The organism is Planctomonas deserti (assembly GCF_003067705.1).
Taxonomy (GTDB): Bacteria; Actinomycetota; Actinomycetes; order Actinomycetales; family Microbacteriaceae; genus Planctomonas; species Planctomonas deserti.
In genome coordinates, this window is sequence record NZ_QANL01000003.1 from 429,377 (window position 1) to 446,820 (window position 17,444).

At 70.2% G+C, this 17,444-nt stretch carries 19 protein-coding genes; 9 read left to right on the plus strand and 10 right to left on the minus strand.

The genetic code is table 11. The features are described 5' to 3' along the window. Window positions 1-39: 39 nt before the first annotated feature. On the minus strand, window positions 40-2,283 hold the full coding sequence (treS, locus tag DAI20_RS12835; protein ID WP_240606079.1) for a maltose alpha-D-glucosyltransferase: 2,244 nt from the start codon (window positions 2,281-2,283) through the stop codon (window positions 40-42). 256 nt (window positions 2,284-2,539) lie between these two features. Between treS and DAI20_RS12840 the strand changes: the two genes are divergently transcribed. Continuing rightward, on the plus strand, window positions 2,540-3,172 hold the full coding sequence (locus DAI20_RS12840) for a dihydrofolate reductase family protein (protein WP_108251403.1): 633 nt from the start codon (window positions 2,540-2,542) through the stop codon (window positions 3,170-3,172). A gap of 34 nt (window positions 3,173-3,206) precedes the next feature. Here the strand turns inward: DAI20_RS12840 and DAI20_RS18820 are convergent, their stop codons facing one another. Further along, window positions 3,207-3,905 (minus strand): hypothetical protein, encoded by a 699-nt coding sequence (locus DAI20_RS18820; protein ID WP_205781442.1) that lies wholly within the window; start codon window positions 3,903-3,905, stop codon window positions 3,207-3,209. 237 nt (window positions 3,906-4,142) lie between these two features. Between DAI20_RS18820 and DAI20_RS18555 the strand changes: the two genes are divergently transcribed. Both DAI20_RS18555 and DAI20_RS12850 read left to right on the plus strand, forming a co-directional pair. Beyond that, on the plus strand, window positions 4,143-4,319 hold the full coding sequence (locus tag DAI20_RS18555; protein WP_159085037.1) for a hypothetical protein: 177 nt from the start codon (window positions 4,143-4,145) through the stop codon (window positions 4,317-4,319). 124 nt (window positions 4,320-4,443) lie between these two features. Next, a complete protein-coding gene (locus tag DAI20_RS12850; RefSeq protein ID WP_108251405.1) occupies window positions 4,444-4,998 on the plus strand; it encodes a dTMP kinase in 555 nt (184 codons plus the stop codon). A 96-nt stretch (window positions 4,999-5,094) separates the two neighbouring features. Here DAI20_RS12850 and DAI20_RS12855 read toward each other — a convergent pair whose 3' ends face one another. Next, window positions 5,095-5,799 carry an SDR family oxidoreductase gene (locus DAI20_RS12855; protein ID WP_108251406.1) on the minus strand — a complete coding sequence of 235 codons (705 nt, stop codon included), beginning with the start codon at window positions 5,797-5,799 and terminating at the stop codon, window positions 5,095-5,097. Between the two features lie 89 nt (window positions 5,800-5,888). Between DAI20_RS12855 and DAI20_RS12860 the strand changes: the two genes are divergently transcribed. Beyond that, window positions 5,889-6,287: a MerR family transcriptional regulator gene (locus tag DAI20_RS12860; protein ID WP_108251408.1), complete on the plus strand. Its 399-nt coding sequence runs from the start codon at window positions 5,889-5,891 to the stop codon at window positions 6,285-6,287. Window positions 6,288-6,386: 99 nt separating this feature from the next. Continuing rightward, entirely contained in the window at window positions 6,387-6,797 is a 411-nt protein-coding gene (locus tag DAI20_RS12865; RefSeq protein WP_108251410.1) for an arsenate reductase ArsC, read from the plus strand. Window positions 6,798-6,880: 83 nt separating this feature from the next. On the opposite strand, the gene DAI20_RS12870 is transcribed toward DAI20_RS12865, so the two are convergent. Further along, complete coding sequence (locus DAI20_RS12870) at window positions 6,881-7,825, minus strand: GlxA family transcriptional regulator (protein WP_108251412.1); 945 nt, start codon at window positions 7,823-7,825, stop codon at window positions 6,881-6,883. Between the two features lie 130 nt (window positions 7,826-7,955). On the opposite strand from DAI20_RS12870, the gene DAI20_RS12875 reads away from it, so the two are divergent. After that, the gene (locus DAI20_RS12875; protein ID WP_108251414.1) at window positions 7,956-8,597 is read left to right on the plus strand and encodes an isochorismatase family protein; all 642 of its coding nucleotides are present in this window, start codon (window positions 7,956-7,958) and stop codon (window positions 8,595-8,597) included. Window positions 8,598-8,648: 51 nt separating this feature from the next. On the opposite strand, the gene DAI20_RS12880 is transcribed toward DAI20_RS12875, so the two are convergent. The 5 genes from DAI20_RS12880 to DAI20_RS12900 all read right to left on the minus strand — a co-directional run bounded on the left by DAI20_RS12880 (window position 8,649) and on the right by DAI20_RS12900 (window position 13,249). Further along, window positions 8,649-9,314 carry a DedA family protein gene (locus DAI20_RS12880; RefSeq protein WP_108251416.1) on the minus strand — a complete coding sequence of 222 codons (666 nt, stop codon included), beginning with the start codon at window positions 9,312-9,314 and terminating at the stop codon, window positions 8,649-8,651. Between the two features lie 89 nt (window positions 9,315-9,403). After that, complete coding sequence (locus DAI20_RS12885) at window positions 9,404-9,562, minus strand: CsbD family protein (protein ID WP_108251418.1); 159 nt, start codon at window positions 9,560-9,562, stop codon at window positions 9,404-9,406. Window positions 9,563-9,672: 110 nt separating this feature from the next. Then, complete coding sequence (locus tag DAI20_RS12890) at window positions 9,673-10,713, minus strand: hemolysin family protein (protein WP_108251420.1); 1,041 nt, start codon at window positions 10,711-10,713, stop codon at window positions 9,673-9,675. Next, on the minus strand, window positions 10,710-12,077 hold the full coding sequence (locus DAI20_RS12895; protein ID WP_108251422.1) for a hemolysin family protein: 1,368 nt from the start codon (window positions 12,075-12,077) through the stop codon (window positions 10,710-10,712). The genes DAI20_RS12890 and DAI20_RS12895 overlap by 4 nt, the downstream gene beginning before the upstream one ends. A 215-nt stretch (window positions 12,078-12,292) precedes the next feature. Then, on the minus strand, window positions 12,293-13,249 hold the full coding sequence (locus DAI20_RS12900) for an aldo/keto reductase (RefSeq protein ID WP_108251424.1): 957 nt from the start codon (window positions 13,247-13,249) through the stop codon (window positions 12,293-12,295). Between the two features lie 141 nt (window positions 13,250-13,390). Between DAI20_RS12900 and DAI20_RS12905 the strand changes: the two genes are divergently transcribed. Further along, the gene (locus DAI20_RS12905; RefSeq protein WP_108251426.1) at window positions 13,391-14,239 is read left to right on the plus strand and encodes a class I SAM-dependent methyltransferase; all 849 of its coding nucleotides are present in this window, start codon (window positions 13,391-13,393) and stop codon (window positions 14,237-14,239) included. Window positions 14,240-14,398: 159 nt separating this feature from the next. Here DAI20_RS12905 and DAI20_RS12910 read toward each other — a convergent pair whose 3' ends face one another. Next, complete coding sequence (locus DAI20_RS12910; protein WP_108251428.1) at window positions 14,399-15,358, minus strand: DMT family transporter; 960 nt, start codon at window positions 15,356-15,358, stop codon at window positions 14,399-14,401. A 71-nt stretch (window positions 15,359-15,429) separates the two neighbouring features. Between DAI20_RS12910 and DAI20_RS12915 the strand changes: the two genes are divergently transcribed. After that, window positions 15,430-16,356: a LysR family transcriptional regulator gene (locus DAI20_RS12915; protein WP_108251430.1), complete on the plus strand. Its 927-nt coding sequence runs from the start codon at window positions 15,430-15,432 to the stop codon at window positions 16,354-16,356. Between the two features lie 107 nt (window positions 16,357-16,463). Further along, window positions 16,464-17,360: a glucose 1-dehydrogenase gene (locus tag DAI20_RS12920; protein WP_108251432.1), complete on the plus strand. Its 897-nt coding sequence runs from the start codon at window positions 16,464-16,466 to the stop codon at window positions 17,358-17,360. Window positions 17,361-17,444: the final 84 nt, after the last annotated feature.

Below are 17,444 nucleotides of genomic sequence, written 5' to 3' on the forward strand. Positions count from 1 at the left end.
CCGTGGGACGAACGCCGGTCCGTCCCACGGGTCTCCCCGTCACTCCGCCGCAGGCTGAGCCTGTTCCGCCCTCCGCAGCAGAAGGAACCTCGCGGCGTAGGGCGGCAGGCTGATGGGGAAACTGCAGAGGTCGTCCACGTGTCCGATCTCCTCGCCGGCCGCCGCCGCGTCGATGACCGTTGCCCGGGCGGGCAGCGACGCGGAGTGGACCGTGCCGTCGATGGTCTGGTCGGTGAAGTTCAGCACCGTGACCTGCACGACGGGCAGCTCGCCGTCGTCCGCCGGGTCGAGCTCGTGCACCATCACCAGCATCCCCGGGTGCGCGACGTCGGGGATGTCGACCTGCGTCGCCGTGGCGATCCCGTGCTCGGCGCGGATCGCCAGCAACGCGCGCAGGCGCTGTGCGAAGGAACCGGGCTGCGCGAGCTGGTCGGGGAGCGACCCGTACAGCGAGCGGGCCCTCGGCATCCCGGATGCCGACCGGTCGGCGTCCGGCGACAGTCCGACCAGGTCGTGCGCGCCTCGTTCGATCCACCGGGTGTCGCCCTCGGCGATGAGGTCGGCGACCTCGTCACGCGGCAGGGTGAGCATGCCGAGGAGGTCCCAGCCGGACAGGGCGAACACCCCGGGCTGCCAGGCGTTGAACGCGGCCAGCAGGAGGTGCGCGTCCCGGATCGGCTCCACGTCGGACTCCTCGATCGAGTCGAGGGTTGCGTGGCCGCGGGTGGCGGCGATCAGGGACGCCGTGGTGCAGGCGATGCCGTTCGTCGTGAAGACGAGGTTGTAGTCGGCGGCGGGCTCCGTCAGCGCGCGCGTGAGGTCCGAGCGCACCGAGTCGGCGAGCTCGCCACCCGTGACCTCGCGACCGCGGTAGGTGTACGGGTCGTCCCTGTGCAGCGTGGACCAATGCACGAGCTCGTAGGTGAGCTCGTCATGGTTCTGCAGGCCGTGCACGAGGCTCACCGGCTCGACACCGAGCTCGAGGGAGGTGCGCAGGGTCAGGCGCAGGAACTCCGTGTCGCCGACCGCCAGCGCGTGGTGGTACGCGGGTCGATTGATGAAGTCGTACGAGAGGTCGGCGCCGACGGCACCGGTGTCCCGGATGTCCTCGACCGTAAGGTTTAGCTCCTGGAAGGTGAACCCGCCGACCTTGCGCACCATGCCTGCGATCACGTGGTTCGCGGCGTGCGACAGCGGGTGCCCCTCGGACCACGCCGGCAGGCCCTCCGCGCTCTTCTCGACCCCGAGGAAGCCGTTGGCGTCGAGCCTGAGCGCACTCGTGCCGAGGTCACCGAGGGAGTGCAGAGCATCACCGATCACCAACCGCATCCCGGCGAAGGTCGGGTCGAGCCAGTTGACTGAGGGCTGACCCTCCTTGAAGTAGTGCAGGTACACCCAGCGACGGGTGACCCCGTCGACGCCGATGACCGGAGCCGTCACGCTCCAGTTGGTCTCCTTCACGCCCGGGGAGTAGAAGATCACCCGCTGGAGTTCGCCGATGATGTAGCCGTGACCCGCGAGGGCCGCCTCGGTGTCGGCGTCCAGGTTCACCGAGTCGCGGCCGGGCGGCACGGTCGGGAGGAGTTCCCAGTCCTCCGGCGGGATCTCGACCATGTGGTAGATGCCGGGGTAGTCCTTGAACGCCATCTCGGCGAGCCGGAAGTCCGCGCCCTTGCCCGTGTGACCGGGCACGATGTCGTCGATCACGCTGCCGCCGTGCTCCTCCGCGACGTCGGTGAGCCTGCGGAAGGTCTCCTCGTCACCGAACGCGGGGTCGATCTGGGTGCTGATCCGATCGAAGTGTCCGTCGACGCTCGGGGTCTCCGCCCAGCCGACGATGCCGCCGGCCCGCTTGACCGGACCCGTGTGCACGCCGTTGATGCCGATGGCCTGGAACGCCTCCCACAGCTCGGGCTCCGCCAGTGCCGCGAGGAACGATTCGCCCGGGCGGGTCATGATGGAGATCGGGTAGGCGGTGAACCAGACGTCGGCGGTCGACACCGCACGCCGGGCGTCGGGCCGCGCGTAGGGGTTGCGCCACATGCTCGGCTGGCCGGACAGCTGCCGGCTGAGCACGTCGGCGTCCTTCAGCATCGACTGCCGCACCAGCCACTCCACGTACGCCGGGTTCTGGCCGTTCGCGGCGCGGGGGTCGGCGAACGAGCGGCGCAGGCTGCCGCCGCGCAGGTTGGATCTGGGGCGCAGGCGTCGCGGACGAGCCGGGTACAGCTGCTCGTCGTAGGTGATCTCGGACGGGTCGTGCTCGGTGCCGCCCGTCGTCACCTCCGCGGTGCCCGGAGCCTCATCATCCACGTCGTTCCCCCTTCGTTCGCTGGCGTTGGCGCTGTCGCCGTCGCTGAAACTGTACTCAGGTACTCATCGGCCGGCGGCAGGGCGCCGCTCCGCGCCACCGGTCGACGGTCGACGGTCGACGGCCGCAGTCGACGGTCGGCGGTCGACGGTTGCCGCAGCCGCGGGAGATGTGGCAGCGTCGCGTTCGTCCCGTCATCGGTGACGGGTGCCATCGAGGGAGTGCGCCATGGGTTTCGTCCGCATCGATCTCTTCACCACGCTCGACGGCGTGGCCCAGTCTCCCGGCCGCCCCGACGAGGACCCCGAGGGCGGCTTCGCGTTCGGCGGGTGGCAGGCGCCGATCCTCGACGATGTCGCCGGCGGCTGGGTGCAGTCGGGGATGGTGGGCATGGACGCCCTGCTCCTCGGCCGGCGGACCTACGACATCTTCGCCGCGTACTGGCCCCACCAGGACGACGCGATCGCGCAGCTCTTCAATCGCATCCCGAAGTACGTCGCGTCGCGGCACGACGTTGCTCTTCCCTGGGCGGGATCGGTGCGGCTCGGCTCGGACCTCCGCTCCGCGGTCGCTGAGCTGCGGGAGCGTCACGAGCGGATCCACGTCATCGGCAGCCTGGACCTCGTGCAGACCCTCCTGGCCGAGCGTCTCGTCGACGAGATGACGCTGTGGGTCCATCCGATCCTGCTCGGGGCGGGTAAGAGGGTGTTCGCGGGTGGCGCCGCCCCCGCGATCCTCGAGCTGGTGGAGCCGGCCGCCACCTCGCCCGGCGGCATCGTGCAGCTGCGCTACCGGGTCGTCGGAGCCGAGCCGCCGGTCGGCGACATGACCAGCACCGGGGAAGAGCGTCACGCGGGGTGACCGCCGCGCCCCGACCGTCACCCCGCGCGCCCGGTCAACTGCCGGAGGCCGCGGAGCCCCCCGCGTCGGAGTCGCTCGAGTCCTCGGTCTCCGGGGTCGCCGCGTCCCGGTCGGGGCGCCCTCCGCGCCCGTGCCCGGGCCCGCCGGTTCTCGTGTCGATGATGGCGAGGGCCTCGTCGAGCTCGACGGTCACCCGCGTACCGTCCGCCTGCGTGAGATGGGCTTCGTAAACCCCGTCGGGGTCGGTTTCCAGACGCTCGATCGTGGCATCCGGGTATTCGGCGAGCACCGCCGCCTCGACCTGGGCGGCGACGTCGCCGGTGAGCTCCTCACCCCGAGGCCCGTGCCCGGGTCCGCCGGTCCTCGTGTCGGTGATGGCGAAGGCCTCGTCGAGCTCGACGGTCACCCGCGTACCGTCCGCCTGCGTGAGATGGGCCTCGTAAGCCCCGTCCGGGTCGGTCTCCAGACGCTCGATCGTGGCATCCGGGTACTCGGCGAGCACCGCCGCCTCGACCTCGGCGGCGACGTCGCCGGTGAGCTCCTCACCCCGAGGACCGTGACCGTGCTCGCCGGTCGTGGCGTCGTCCTCGCTGGAGGGCGTCGGCGGCGTCGTCGCATCCGTCGAGGCGATCGTCTCCGCCATGGCGGGCAGAGCGGCCACGGCGAGACTTCCTCCGGTGAGGGCGGCCGCGACCGACAGCCCCGCGATCATCTTCGTCCTGCGCTTCGTCATGAGTGATTCCTGTCCTGTTGTGGGTGCACACCGGTTGAGTGCGCTGCTGCAGCCTCGGTCGCGCGACTATCGATACGCCCTGCACGGCATGGGGAGGCGGCGTGAGACCGGCATGCGTCCGCCAAGCCGACGACCCGCTTCCGAAGCGCCGCTCATAGCGGGCTCATAGGAGGTGCCAGGGTGACGGCGAGGCTGTCGCGACAGAATCGGACCACCCCGAAAGAAACGGCAGCCACCATGACGACCCTTCCCCCGATCACCCGCATCCGGCGCTCGCTGGTCGGTGCGCTCAGCGTGCTCGGCATCGTGCTGGCGAGCGCCATCGGACTGCACGAGTGGGCCGACGACGCGGTGATCAGCAGTGTCTCGCACAGCGCCGCCGGCAGCCCCGCGGACGAGAGCTTCGGTGCCTGACCCGGCGAGCCGCACCGCCCGCGCCTGCCCAGGATCGGGGAGAGACCGGCGGGCGGCGGCGCCGGGGGAGGGGAGACGCCCGACCCGAACGGGAACGCGCGCCGCTCACCCTTCCCGCACCACCGTGCTCCTCGGTATCGACGGCTCGGGCAAGACGACGACGGCACGGGTGCTCGCCCGGGCCCAGGGCCGCTCGGCCCGGCCCGGCCTTGTGCTCCGCAATCGCTCCGGTCGGCGGTGGCTCGGCCGGGTATCGGCCCGCTACGGGCTGGCGCCCTCGCTGGGATGGACGGATCGCTTCGAGACTGTGGTGCGCGTCGTCAACGTCCTTGCCTCCGAAGCGCGGGCTCGACTCGCGGGCGGAGTGTCGATCATGGATCGCCACCTGATCTGCCAGGTGGTGCTGCGGAGGGTCCGCGGCCTGCCGCGGGGTCGCCTGCTGCCGAAGATGGCCGATGGGCTGCTGGCCGCCCACGTGGTGGTCGTGCTCGACGTCCCGGCCGAGGTGGCGTTCGACCGCATCCGCTCCCGCGGGGAGGACATCGAATCGCTCCCGTTCCTTTGCGCCACGCGGGCGGTCTACCTCGAGCTCGCCGCGGCTCACGGCTGGAGCGTCGTCGACGCGACAGGAACCACCGAGGCGATCGTGAGCCGGATCGAGAGTGCCGCAAGCCGCTGAGCGCTGATCGCGGTGGTGTCGGCTGTCCCGGGGGGCCGACGGCCGGACGGGGTGCCCGCCGAAGCCGGCCGGCCTTCGGCACGCACCCCCGCTCGGCTATGCCGACAGCCGCGCGTAGAACTCCTCGGGCTCGCCGGCCAGGGACGCCTTCACCATCCTGCTCCAGTCGTCCGCGACGATCTCCGCGGCATTGCGCTCGACGCCGTCGAGGGACACCCGGGCGACGGCGGTCGGATCCATCTTCGGGCCGTCGTAGTCGGCCATGAGATCGGTGTCCACGGCGCCCACGTGCACGCCGTGCACGCTGATGCCCCTGGGCGCCAGCTCGAGCCGGACGGCGTTGGTCATGTTCCACTCCGCCGCCTTGGCCGACGAGTAGCCGCCGGCCCCCGGTGAGGCGAACCAGCTGAGCGCCGAGAGCACGTTGAGGATCGCGCCGCCACCGTTGTGCTCGATGACCGGAGCGAACGCGCGGATCATCGCGAGGGTGCCCCAGAAGTGCGTGTCCAGCTCCCGGCGCACATCGGCGAGGTCGTCCGTGAGAAGGGAACCGCCGGTCGCGATCCCGGCGTTGTTGATCAGCAGGGTGACGTCCGATGCCGCAGCCGCGGCCGCCGTGATCGTCGCGCCGTCGGTGATGTCCACGGCCAGCACCTCCACGCCCGGGATGTCCACGAGTTCCGGACGCCGGGCGGTGGCGTAGACCTTGCTCGCGCCACGCTCGATGAGCTGCTCGACGAAGCGTCGTCCGATGCCGCGATTGGCCCCGGTGACCAGGGCGACAGAACCGGCGATGTCCATGATGTTCCTTTCCGCCGGCGGGTCCATCCCGCGGGCGCTCGGTTACGCTAAGACCTCACATCAGTGTCAGAGGCAAGTCGGGAGTGGGCATGCGCATCGGAGACCTCGCGAGCAGGACCGGCGTCAGCGTCCGGTCGCTGCGCTACTACGAGGAGCAGGGGTTGCTCGCGTCCTCGCGCACGTCCAGCGGACAGCGGGTGTACGAGCCGGCGGCGATCCAGCGGGTGGACCTCGTGCAGCAACTGTTCGGCGCGGGCCTCTCGAGCCGCACGATCGCGCAGCTTCTGCCGTGCGTGGACCTCGGCCAGGCGACCGCGGAGTCGTTCGCGCTGCTGGTGTCGGAGCGCGACCGGATCACGGCGCAGCTCGCCGGCCTCGAGGCGGCCCGCGACCGGCTCGACGAGGTGATCGAGTACACGCTCAACCCGTCGGGCACGCACTGCCGCGCACCGCGGGACGCGACCGAAGCGTCCACCCAGGCGGCGTGAGGAGCCGTTCAACGTCCGACAGTGGGCGGCGGCGGCGGCGGCGCCGGAACGCCGGTGGACCGCGGTCTATGGTTTTTGGTGTTCGAGAAAGGAACACTCGTGACCGATAAGCCCACCGTCCTGTTCGTCTGCATCCACAACGCGGGCCGGTCCCAGATGGCCGCCGGATACGCGCGTGCCCTGTCCGGTGGTGCCGTCGAGGTTCTCTCCGGCGGGTCCGAACCCGGGGACCAGATCAACCCCGTAGCGATCGCGGCGATGGCCGAGGAGGACATCGACATCTCCCACGCCGTTCCCCAACTGATGACGACGGACCAGGTGCGTGAGTCCGACGTCGTGATCACCATGGGCTGCGGCGACGTCTGCCCGATCTTCCCCGGCAAGCGCTACGAGGACTGGGAGCTGACCGACCCGAAGGGCAAGAGCCTGGACGAGGTCCGTCCGATCCGCGACGACATCAAGTCCCGGGTGCGGGCGCTCCTGGCGGAACTGCTCCCCGCGACCGCCTGACGACGACCCGCTCCTCCACCCACCCCCTCCTCCGGTCGGCGCTCCTCTCGCTTCGCTTCCCGGCCGGAGAGTCACCCCGCTGCTCAGAAGACGGAGAAGCGCCGCCGGTACTGCGACGGCGGGGTGCCGTACTCGGCCTCGAACCGTTGCCGGAGGGTGACTGCGCTGCCGAAGCCGCAGTCGGCGGCGATGCGGTCGATGGAGGAGTCGGTCGTCTCGAGCAGGCGACGCGCCTCGTCCAGCCGGCGCGACCGGATCCAGGCGGCCGGCGTGGTGCCGGTGGACGCCCGGAAAGCGCGAATGAACGTGCGGCGGCTCTGCCGGGCACGCGCGGCCAGGTCGTCGATCGTGAGCGGCTCGCGGAGGTTCGCCTGAGCCCAGTCGAGGACGGCCGCGATCGCGTGATCGGACGGCTCGACCGCGATGGGCCGCTCGATGTACTGGGCCTGCCCGCCCTCGCGGTGCGGGGCGATCACCAGGCTCCGCGCGACCTGATTGGCGGCATCGGCGCCGAGTCTGGCGCGGACGATGTGCAGGCAGGCGTCCAGGCCGGAGGCGGTCCCGGCGGAGGTGAGTACGTCGCCGTGGTCGATGTACAGCACGCTCTCGTCGAGGTGGACGTCGGGGTGCCTCGTCGTGAGCGCGTCGAATGCCCGCCAGTGCGTCACAGCGGTCCTTTCCGCCAGGAGACCGGCATCGGCGAGCGGCAGGGCTCCGAGGCAGAGCCCCGCGATCGCCGCCCTTTTGTCGCGCGCCGACACGAGGACGCGCCGCAGTTCGGAACCGGGCACCCGACCGTCCTCGTACCAGGACGGCACGACCACGAGATCCGCATCGGCGGCTCCATCGGGACCGACGACGCCGTCGATCCGCAACGCCTCCACGGTGCGGACTGCGCCGGCACGGTCCGAGAACACCACGGTGTTCCAGTCCGCGAGCCCCCGTCTGCGCACCTCGTCGAAGACCATCTGCGGCACCGCGAGATGGAAGAGAGTGACGCCCTCGAAGGCGTAGATCGCGATGCGCATCGGTCCCCGTCCTTTGGCCCGAACACATCGTAAGGCGGCATCCGTGCCACTGGTGCACTCCGCGCGTCCTCGCGACGATGGGATGGCGCGCTCACCTGCGACGGCGCGCCCCAACCAAAGGACAGACACGATGCCTAACCCTCCCCGCCGCGCTCTCGTGCTCATCGACGTGCAGCAGCAGTACTTCGACGGACTGCTGGAGATCCAGTACCCGCCGCTCGACGAGTCTTTGCCGAACATCCTGCAGGCCATCGACGCGGCCACGGCCGCCGGCATCCCGATCGTCGCCGTTAAGCACACGTCCGGGGAGGGTGCGCCCGTCTTCGCTCCGGGCACGCCGGAGTTCGACCTGCACCCGGATGTCGCGGCGCGGGCGGTGGACACCTGGAAGGGGATCATCAAGCGGTTCGGATCCGTCTACGCCGGCACCGACCTCGCGGACTGGCTTCGTCAGCAGTCGGTCGACACCGTGACCCTCGCCGGCTACATGACCAACAACTGCGTGCTCGCCTCCGCGGTGGAGGCGGAGTACCTCGGCTTCACGTCCGAGGTGCTCGCGGATGCGACCGGCGCGATCAATCTCGCCAACGAGGCCGGCGCCGCAGAGGCACGGACCGTGCACGAGACGGTGATGACCCTGCTGAACTCCAACTGGGCACGCGTGGCCTCGACGGCGGCGTGGACGGCTGCTCTCGAGACGCAGCAGGCTCTCGAGGGGAGCGACCTCGGCAGCTCCGCTCACGCGGGATCGCTGGCGGTCGCCGCCGGCTGATCGCGGCCGGGGTGGTCGACGGGTTTCCCGAGGAGCGACCCGGCGAGGGGATCACGCGGAGCGCAGGCGGCCGACGACCCGGTGCGTGACGAACCAGAGCATGAGGAGCGCGATCACGCCGACGACGATGTAGGAGATCAACCCGCTCCACTCCTCGAGGATGGGCCGGATCGCCGGGCCGAATGCGAAGCCGAGTCCCACCCAGATGCCGTTCCAGACCGCGGATCCGGCGAAGGTGTAGAGCGAGAACCGCCCCAGGGGCATCCGCTCGATGCCCGCGGGGATCGACACGAACGAGCGCACCAGCGGAACGCACCGCCCCACGAGCACCGCCGTGCCACCCCATCGGACGAAGAAGGCCTCGGCCTTGTCGAAGTCGGCGTGGTCAAGCAGGGGGATGCGTCCGATCAGACGACGGGCGCGATCGCGGCCGAGGGCGGCGCCGATCGCGTACCAGACGAGGGCGCCGGCGAGTGCTCCGAGGGTCGCGGCGAGCCACGCTCCCCAGGCGCTCATCCGCCCTTCGTAAGCGAGGAAGCCCGCGACCGGCAGGATCGCCTCGGACGGGATCGGGGGCACGAACGTCTCGATGAAGACCGCCAGCCCCACGCCCACCTCGCCGAGCACCTCGATGAGGCTGAGGACCCAGCCGACGAATCCGTCGTAACCCTCGCTGGGCTGCACCTGCAGCAGTGCCGTGGGGATCGTGATGCTCATGGGGCCTCTCGGTGTGTTCGGTGGAACAGGTCGGTGACATGACAGTGGTGGCCTGCCCTACCCGGGCGGGCCACCACCGTTGGTGCGTGCTACGTGTTCTTCTCGCCGGCCTTCTCGGCTGAGGCGGGAGTTTGGTTCTTCTCGCCCTCGGGCGTCAGGTACTGGTCGTTCTGGTGCTCGCCGACGGCTTCCTGCGCCTCACCGGCGATGTCCCGCGCGGCGTTCCTGATCCTGTCGTCGAGTTCCATGATGACCTCCGCCCGACGCGGGGCGCGCGCGAACCGCCGATCCTACGTGTCCCTGATCCGCCGATCCTGTGCACCGCATAGCCGTGGCGCCCTCCTTCGGAGGGCGCCCGTCACACCGTGGTGATGTCGTCGACCTCGCCGACGAGTTCCTCGATGATGTCCTCGAGGAACAGAACACCCGTGGTTCCCCCCGTGACCGATACGGCGCGAGCCACGTGGGCACCGGACCGGCGCATCGAGGCGAGGGCGTCCTCGAGGTCGGCGTCGTGCGGTACCGCGCCCATCCGGCGGATGCGCTTGTCGGGCACGGGCGCGTCCAAAACCTCGGGAGCCGTGAGATCCAGAACGTCCTTGAGGTGGAGGTAGCCGGTCGGTTGCCCGGCCTCGTCGGCCAGGACGTACCGGGAGTACCCGTGCTCGGCGACCGCGCGCTGGATGTCGCGCGGTGTTGCTCCCGTGCGGAGCCGGACCATGTCTCCGACGGGCACCTCGACGTCTCTGACCTTGCGCGTCGTGAACTCGAAAGCGGCGGTGAGCGTGCCGGAGGCGTCGTTCAGCACGCCCTCGCGGGTGGATTGGCGCACGATGGTGGCCACCTCGTCGAGCGTGTAGGTGCTCGTGGCCTCGTCCTTCGGCTCGACCCGGAACAGCCGCAGAACCGCGTTCGCGATGCCGTTCAGCGCCCAGATGACCGGCTTGAGCACGGTCGCCACGAACACCAGCGGGGGCGCGAGCAGCAGTGCCGCCCGGTCCGGTACCGAGAAGGACAGGTTCTTCGGGATCATCTCGCCGGCGACCACGTGCAGGAACGTGACGAGGACGAGGGCGATCACGAACGCGATCACGCCGATGGCCTCGGGGTTGAGCGGCGTCGCGGCGAGCGGGATCTCGAGAAGGTGGTGGATCGCGGGTTCCGAGACGTTGAGGATCACGAGCGAGCACACGGTGATGCCCAGCTGACTCGTGGCGAGCATCAGGGTGGCGTGCTCCATGGCCCAGAGGGTCTTCTTGGCCGCCTTGCTGCCCGCCTCCGCTCGGGGTTCGATCTGCGACCGTCGCGCGGAGATGACGGCGAACTCGGCGCCGACGAAGAACGCGTTGACGATCAGGAGGATGACGAGCCAGATGATGCCGGGCAGATACTCGCTCATGCCTGGTCCCCTCTCAGTGCGGTCAGAACGCGGTCGTGCTGGGTGGTGGGGGCGGCTCGGACCGGGAGCTCGACGGGGTGCGGGATGTAGCGCATGCGCTCGACCCGCTGTCCGACGACCCGTTCGATGCGCAGGGTGCCCGTGTCGATTCCCACCTCGTCGCCGATCTCGGGCAGGCGGTCCAGCTTCTCCATGGCGAAGCCGGCGACGGTCTCGTAGTCGCCTTCGTCGGGGACGCGGACCCCGGCCCGCTCAAGGAGCTCGTCCGGCCGCAGCGACGCGTCGAAGACGACCGTGCCCTTAGAGCGGACGATTCCAACCCGGGCCCGGTCGTGTTCATCCTCGAGCTCGCCGACGAGCTCCTCGACGAGGTCCTCCAGGGTGACCAGGCCGGCGGTACCGCCGAACTCGTCCGCGACGATCGCGATCTGGTAGCCCTCACGTCGCAGGAGTCCGAGAAGCGTGTCCGTGCCCATCGATTCCGGCACGAAGCGCGCGTCCGACACCAGGGCCGACACGCTCACGCCCGCCCGCTCCTCGGGAGGGAGGGCGAACGCCTGCTTGATGTGGACCACGCCGGCGACGTCGTCGCTGTCCTCCCCGATGACCGGGAAGCGGGAGAAGCCGCTGGCGAGCGACGTCTCGACGACGTCCTCGGCCGAATCGGTGAGGCGCACCGTCGTCATCCGCACCCTCGGTGTCATGACGTCGCCGGCCGTGTGATCGGAAAAGGCGAGCGTGCGGCCGAGCAGCGTCGCGTGGTCGTCGTCGAGCAGGCCCTCCAGGGCGGACCTGCGCACGAGCGAGCTGAGCTCCTCGGCCGACCGCGCACCGGAGAGCTCCTCCTTGGGTTCGATCCCCATCTTCCGGATGACCGCATTCGCGGTGTTGTTGAAGAGCAGGATCACAGGCTTGAAGACGGTCGTGAAGGCGGCCTGGAACGGAACGACGAACTTGGCCGTGGCCAGAGGCAGGGCGAGGGCGAAGTTCTTGGGCACGAGCTCACCGATGACCATGGAGAACAGCGTGGCCAGGGCGATGCCGGCGACGGCACCGATGCCGGGCACCACTGCCTCGGGGATGCCGAGGCCGGTGAGAGGGGACTCGAGCAGTGAGCTGATCGCGGGCTCGAAGGTGTACCCCGTGAGCAGGGTCGTGAGCGTGATGCCGAGCTGCGCCCCGGACAGATGAGTCGACGTGATGCGCAGAGCTTTGATCGTCGGGCCGAGGCGCTTCTCGCCCCGGGACTGGCGCGCCTCGAGATCGCTGCGGTCGAGGTTGACCAGGGAGAACTCGCTGGCGACGAAGAATCCGGTGCCCACCGTGAGGACGAGGCCGATGGCGAGCAGAACCCACTCATTCATGGAGCCCCTCCTCACCGGTGTCGACCACAGAAGCGGTCAGGGTCGGGAGGGGCGATGGCATGTGTGAGGGAGGATCGTCCATGACACAAGAGCCTATGGGCTCCGGAATTCGTCCCGCCGTGCTGATTCTCAGGTTGCCGGCCGAGGACGGCTCCTCCCGCCGCGCGCTCCGGGGCCGGGCCGACCCCGCAGGGCGCGGCCCGGCCGAGCGGGGCCTAGGCCGTGGCGGGCACGCCGAGGGACGCGTCGGAGAGCGCGCTCAACTCGTCCGCGGACAGGTCGAGCGTGGCCGAGGCGATCAGGTCGGGCAGCTGCTCGACCGTGCGGGCGCTCGCGATGGGGGCGACGACCGTCGGCTGCGAGCGGAGCCAGGCGAGGGAGACCGTCGCAACGGAGACGCCGTGCGCGGCCGCCACCTCGTCGAGCACGGGCAGAAGCGCCGCGTGCTGCGCGAGGTACGCCTGAGCACCGCCGGCGCGCGGGCTGTCGACGCTCGCTCCCTCCCGGTACTTGCCGGTGAGGAAGCCGGAGGCCAGCGAGTAGTACGGGAGCACGGCGAGGTTCTCCCGCTCCGCGATGGAGCGGAGCTCACCCTCGTACCCGCGCTCGACCAGGTTGTAGTGGGGCTGCAGGGCGACGGGACGGTGCAGGCCCTTCGCCTCGACGATCGCGAACCACTCGGCGATGCGGGTGGCGCTGTAGTTGGAGATTCCGATGTAGCGCACCTTGCCGGCGTCGACGAGCGCGGAGAGCGCGGTCGCCGTCTCCTCGAGGGGCACGGATGCGTCGTCGAAGTGGGCGTAGTAGAGGTCGATGCGGTCCGTGCCCAGTCGCTCGAGGGAGGCGTCCGCCGCCGCGGCGATGTTGGCGGCGGCGAGGCCGGGGAAGTCCGGGTGCTGGCTCACCTTGGTCGCGATGACGAGGCCGTCCCGGTTCCCCCGCGACTGCTGCCACTCGCCGATGATCCGCTCCGACTCGCCACCCGTGTTGCCGGGCACCCACGAGGAGTAGCCGTCCGCGGTGTCGACGAAGTTGCCGCCCGCCGCGCTGTACCGGTCGAGGATGTCGAACGACGTGTCGCGGTCCGCCGTCCAGCCGAACACGTTCCCGCCGAGGTTGAGCGGGAAGACGGACAGCTCCGAGGCGCCGAGCGAGGTCATGGAGTGAGTCATGGCGTTGGTCTCCGATTCGTGAGGGGTGTGCCGTGGGTGCACCCTCTGGGGAACGGCCACTCGTGAGCCGGTATTCCACTGAGAGGAAATCCCGGGACGATCAACTTCCACCCGTTCCGTGGCGCCGCTAGGGTCCTGCGCATGGGCAGCGACCATGTGGACATCGACTGGGAGCATGCGCGCGAGGCGAACCGCGCGAACTGGGACGATCGGGTGCCCATCCACGAGGGCGCCTACGGCGTGGAAGCCTTCGCCGACCCCGACCACCGATCGGACGTGGTCCGCGACGACCTTCCGGCCCTCACGCCGTGGCTGCCGGGCGGCTCTCTTGCCGGTCTCGACGTCTGTCACCTGCAGTGCCACATCGGCACGGACACGGTGTCCCTCGCTCGGGAAGGGGCGCGGGTGACGGGCGTCGACTTCTCCCGCCCGGCCCTCGCCTCCGCGGCGGCGCTCGCCGAGCGGCTCGGCCTGGAGGTGACGTGGGTCGAGACGGACGTGCTGGATGCGCGAGCGTCGGTGCCCGGCGACTTCGACGTCGTCTACACCAGCATCGGCACGATCTGCTGGCTCGCCGACCTCGACCGCTGGGCCGCCCAGGTGGCAGCGCTACTCCGGCCGGGCGGGGTCTTCTACATCCGCGACGGGCACCCCGCGCTGTACGCGCTCGATGAGGATGCCGCCGAACTGGTCACGCGATACCGGTACTTCCCCGACGGTACAGCGCAGGAGTGGGACGATCCCGGCACCTACGTGGGAGAGGGAACAGTGGCACACCCCCGCACCTACGAATGGCCGCACCCGCTGTCCGAGATCGTGAACGCCCTGCTCGGCGCAGGCCTGCGCATTCGCCGCCTCGACGAGGGCCGCACCCTGCCGTGGCGGTTCAGTCAGCGGATGGAACCGACCGGCGACGGCTCGTGGGCCTGGCCGGAGGACGAGCGCGACCGGCTCCCGACCACCTACACGATCGTCGCGACGCACGACTGAGGAGGCGCCTGCCGCTCAAACGCTCCTGGAGGCCGTGACAGGCCCTGAGCCTGACCAGCGGTAGCGCGGGTGCGCACGAACAAGAACAGCGTCGGCGCCGCCATCGGGACCGACCCGAGGGCGTAGGACACGACGGCAGGGATCCGGTACCTCGTATCCTCACATCACTTTCGCGGTCCCGGGTGCCTCCGGCTGTGGAATCCCGTCAGGGTCGGGGATCACCACGCGCTCCGAGGCGCGCTGCTCGAGGGTGCGACCCCAGGCCGTCCCCGCGAGGATCAGGATGATCCCGACGTACCCGGGGAGCGTCACGACGTCGTTTGCGAGCGTGACCCCGACCACCGCCGCCCACACGGGTTCGGTGCCGAGGAGGAGGCTCACCCTCGAGGGCGAGGTGCGGCGCACCGCTAACGTCTGCACAAGGAAGGCGAACACGGTGCAGACCAGGACCAGATAGAGGAAGAGCATGCCGCCGCCGAGGCCGAGACCGGCCATATAGACGGGCACCGGAACCCCGTAAAACAGCGACGCTGCCGCGAACACGGCCGCGCAGGTGCCGAGCTGCACGGTCGTCAGACGCAGCGAGTCCATCGACTGCCGCCCCGTCAGCCTGTGCATCGTCGTGACGTGGACCGCGCGCACGATCGCCGCCGCCAGGATGAGCAGGTCACCCAGCGCTGGAGGGCGGAGCGCTCCGTTACCGGCCAGCAGCGCCACCCCTCCGACGGCGGTGGCGCACGCCAGGAGGAACCAGCGCGGCAGCCGTCGCCTCGTGACCGCGGACTCCAGGAGCGGGGTGAACACGATCGTCAGGCTGATGATCAGGCCGGCATTGGTGGCCGACGTGTGGGCGATCCCGAACGTCTCGAGCGCGAATACTGCGGCGAGCAGGGCTCCGAGGGTCCCGCCGACGCGCCACTCGGCGGGGGTGATCCGGCTTCTCCGCAGCGCGACGAGGACGGCGAGGATGGCGGCGGCGAGGGTCATCCGCGCAGCGAGCAGTGCCACCACGGAGCCGTCCGACACCAGTTCCTTCGCGGCGAGGTAGGTGGACCCCCAGGACGCGGCGACCAGAAGAAGGAGCAGATCGACTCGGGACCGGGCGAGGAAAGTGAGCACGGCCCATCGTCGGTCGCTCGGAAGGGTAAGACAAGACACCGATTCCTACCTCAACGGGTAAGTTATGACTTATGGAACTGGGGCAGTTGCGAGCGCTCCGCGAGCTGGGGGAGCGGGGCAGCATCGCCGCGGTCGCGGCGGCTCTGCACGTGACGCCCTCGTCGGTGTCCCAGCAGATCAGCGCGCTGCAACGCCACACGGACACGCCACTGACGTACCGGGACGGACGCCGAACAGCCCTCACGGCGGCGGGTCGCGCGCTCGCCGCGGCGGCGATCGGCGTGGAGGTCGCGCTCGAACGGGCCGAGCAGTCGATCGCGGACTTCGAGGCGGGCGCGGCCGGGACCGTGTCGGTCGCCGCCTTCCACAGCGCGGGGCTGGCCATGTTCGGACCGCTCCTCGCGGCCGTCGCGAGAGGCTGGGAAGGTCGGCAGCCGGACGTGGCGCTGACGGACTTCGACGTTGCGCAGACCGACTTCCCCGGGCTGACCGCGGATCACGACCTCGTCATCGCGCACCGCCTTGCCGGCAGTCGGAAGTGGCCCTCCTGGGTGCGGGCGGAGCCCCTCCTCTTCGAGCCTCTCGACATCGCCCTTCGACGCGACCACCCGCTGGCCGAACGCGCGAGCATCGCTCCCGAGGACCTGCGGGATGAGGACTGGGTCGCGGTGCACGAGGGCTTCCCGCTCGAACAGGCCGTCAGCGTCATCGCCACCATCGGCGGGCTCGAGGCGCGGATCCGCCACCGCATCAATGACTTCTCCGTCGCCGCCGCCGTCGTCGCGGCCGGAAACGGGGTGGCGCTCCTGCCGCGCCACACGAACGACCTGCACAGGCGCCCCGAGCTGGTCCTCCGGCCGTTGCAGCTGCCGGGACTCGGCAGGCACATCGACTGCCTCGCCCGGCCCGAGGCCCTCGAGCGGGCGAGCGTGCGGGCCGTCCTGGCCCACCTCCAGACCATCTCCGCGGACCTCCTCGCGGGCGCCGGTCACCGATAGCCGTCCAGGATCTCACTCACGCGGTCGCCGCCGTGGCAAGCCCCCGCGTCGACGGGAAACCGTGCCTAGGCTCGAAACGTAGGCATACCGACTACCTGAGGGAGACCATGTCCACCGACCAGTACACCTTTGAAGACCCGAGCAAGAAGTACTCGAACTTCGAGGCGCCCGTCCAGTACCAGGATGGTGCGGGCCTCGACGCGAACCTCGAGGAAAAAGCCGACCGCGGCGAGAAGACGTATCGCGGGGCGGGGCGCCTCGAGGGGCGCAAGGCCCTCGTGACCGGCGGTGACTCCGGCATCGGCGCGGCCGTCGCGATCGCCTTCGCCCGTGAGGGAGCGGATGTCGCCCTCTCCTACCTGCCTGAGGAGGAGGAGGACGCGCGCGAGGTCGTCGCTCTCATCGAGGAGGCCGGCCGCACCGCCGTCGCACTGCCCGGCGACATCACCTCGGCGGAATTCTGCCGGGAGCTCGTCGACGCCGCCGTCGAGGGACTGGGCGGATTGGACATCCTCGTCAACAACGCCGGCAAGCAGCAGAACCAGTCCGACCTGCTCGACATCACCGACGAGCAGTTCGACGAGACGTACAAGACCAACGTGTACGCGATGTTCTGGATTACCAAGGCCGCCCTGCCGCACCTGCAGCCGGGCTCCGCGATCATCAACACCACGTCCATCCAGGCGTACGCGCCGTCGGAGACCCTCGTCGACTACGCCTCCACCAAGGCCGCGATCAACAACTTCACGAAGGGCCTCGCTCAGCAGCTGGCCCCGAAGGGGATCCGCGTGAACGCGGTCGCGCCGGGCCCGATCTGGACGCCGCTGCAGACCGCGGGCGGACAGCCTCCCGAGGACCTGCCCGAGGTCGGCTCGGGCACCCCGCTCGGCCGCTGGGGTCAGCCCGCCGAGCTCGCCCCCGCCTACGTGTTCCTGGCGTCGGGCGAGTCGAGCTACGTGATCGGGGAGACCCTCAACGTGAACGGCGGATCGCCGACCCCGTAGGCGTCGATCTTGTCGGGCGTCGGTCCGGGTCAAGCTTCGCCCGGGCCGACGCCTGCGTCAGCCCCTTCGACGAGCGAGCACGCA

Excerpts from the sequence above, each read along its gene's own strand:
- DAI20_RS12885 (WP_108251418.1), bottom strand. The coding sequence starts at position 9,562 with ATGGAACTCGACGACAGGATCAGGAACGCCGCGCGGGACATCGCCGGT.
- DAI20_RS12875 (WP_108251414.1), top strand. The coding sequence starts at position 7,956 with ATGCCTAACCCTCCCCGCCGCGCTCTCGTGCTCATCGACGTGCAGCAG.
- DAI20_RS12900 (WP_108251424.1), bottom strand. The coding sequence starts at position 13,249 with ATGACTCACTCCATGACCTCGCTCGGCGCCTCGGAGCTGTCCGTCTTC.
- DAI20_RS12915 (WP_108251430.1), top strand. The coding sequence starts at position 15,430 with ATGGAACTGGGGCAGTTGCGAGCGCTCCGCGAGCTGGGGGAGCGGGGC.
- DAI20_RS18820 (WP_205781442.1), bottom strand. The coding sequence starts at position 3,905 with ATGACGAAGCGCAGGACGAAGATGATCGCGGGGCTGTCGGTCGCGGCC.
- DAI20_RS12880 (WP_108251416.1), bottom strand. The coding sequence starts at position 9,314 with ATGAGCATCACGATCCCCACGGCACTGCTGCAGGTGCAGCCCAGCGAG.
- DAI20_RS12840 (WP_108251403.1), top strand. The coding sequence starts at position 2,540 with ATGGGTTTCGTCCGCATCGATCTCTTCACCACGCTCGACGGCGTGGCC.
- DAI20_RS12870 (WP_108251412.1), bottom strand. The coding sequence starts at position 7,825 with ATGCGCATCGCGATCTACGCCTTCGAGGGCGTCACTCTCTTCCATCTC.
- DAI20_RS12895 (WP_108251422.1), bottom strand. The coding sequence starts at position 12,077 with ATGAATGAGTGGGTTCTGCTCGCCATCGGCCTCGTCCTCACGGTGGGC.
- DAI20_RS12890 (WP_108251420.1), bottom strand. The coding sequence starts at position 10,713 with ATGAGCGAGTATCTGCCCGGCATCATCTGGCTCGTCATCCTCCTGATC.
- DAI20_RS12855 (WP_108251406.1), bottom strand. The coding sequence starts at position 5,799 with ATGGACATCGCCGGTTCTGTCGCCCTGGTCACCGGGGCCAATCGCGGC.
- DAI20_RS18555 (WP_159085037.1), top strand. The coding sequence starts at position 4,143 with ATGACGACCCTTCCCCCGATCACCCGCATCCGGCGCTCGCTGGTCGGT.
- DAI20_RS12905 (WP_108251426.1), top strand. The coding sequence starts at position 13,391 with ATGGGCAGCGACCATGTGGACATCGACTGGGAGCATGCGCGCGAGGCG.
- DAI20_RS12860 (WP_108251408.1), top strand. The coding sequence starts at position 5,889 with ATGCGCATCGGAGACCTCGCGAGCAGGACCGGCGTCAGCGTCCGGTCG.
- DAI20_RS12920 (WP_108251432.1), top strand. The coding sequence starts at position 16,464 with ATGTCCACCGACCAGTACACCTTTGAAGACCCGAGCAAGAAGTACTCG.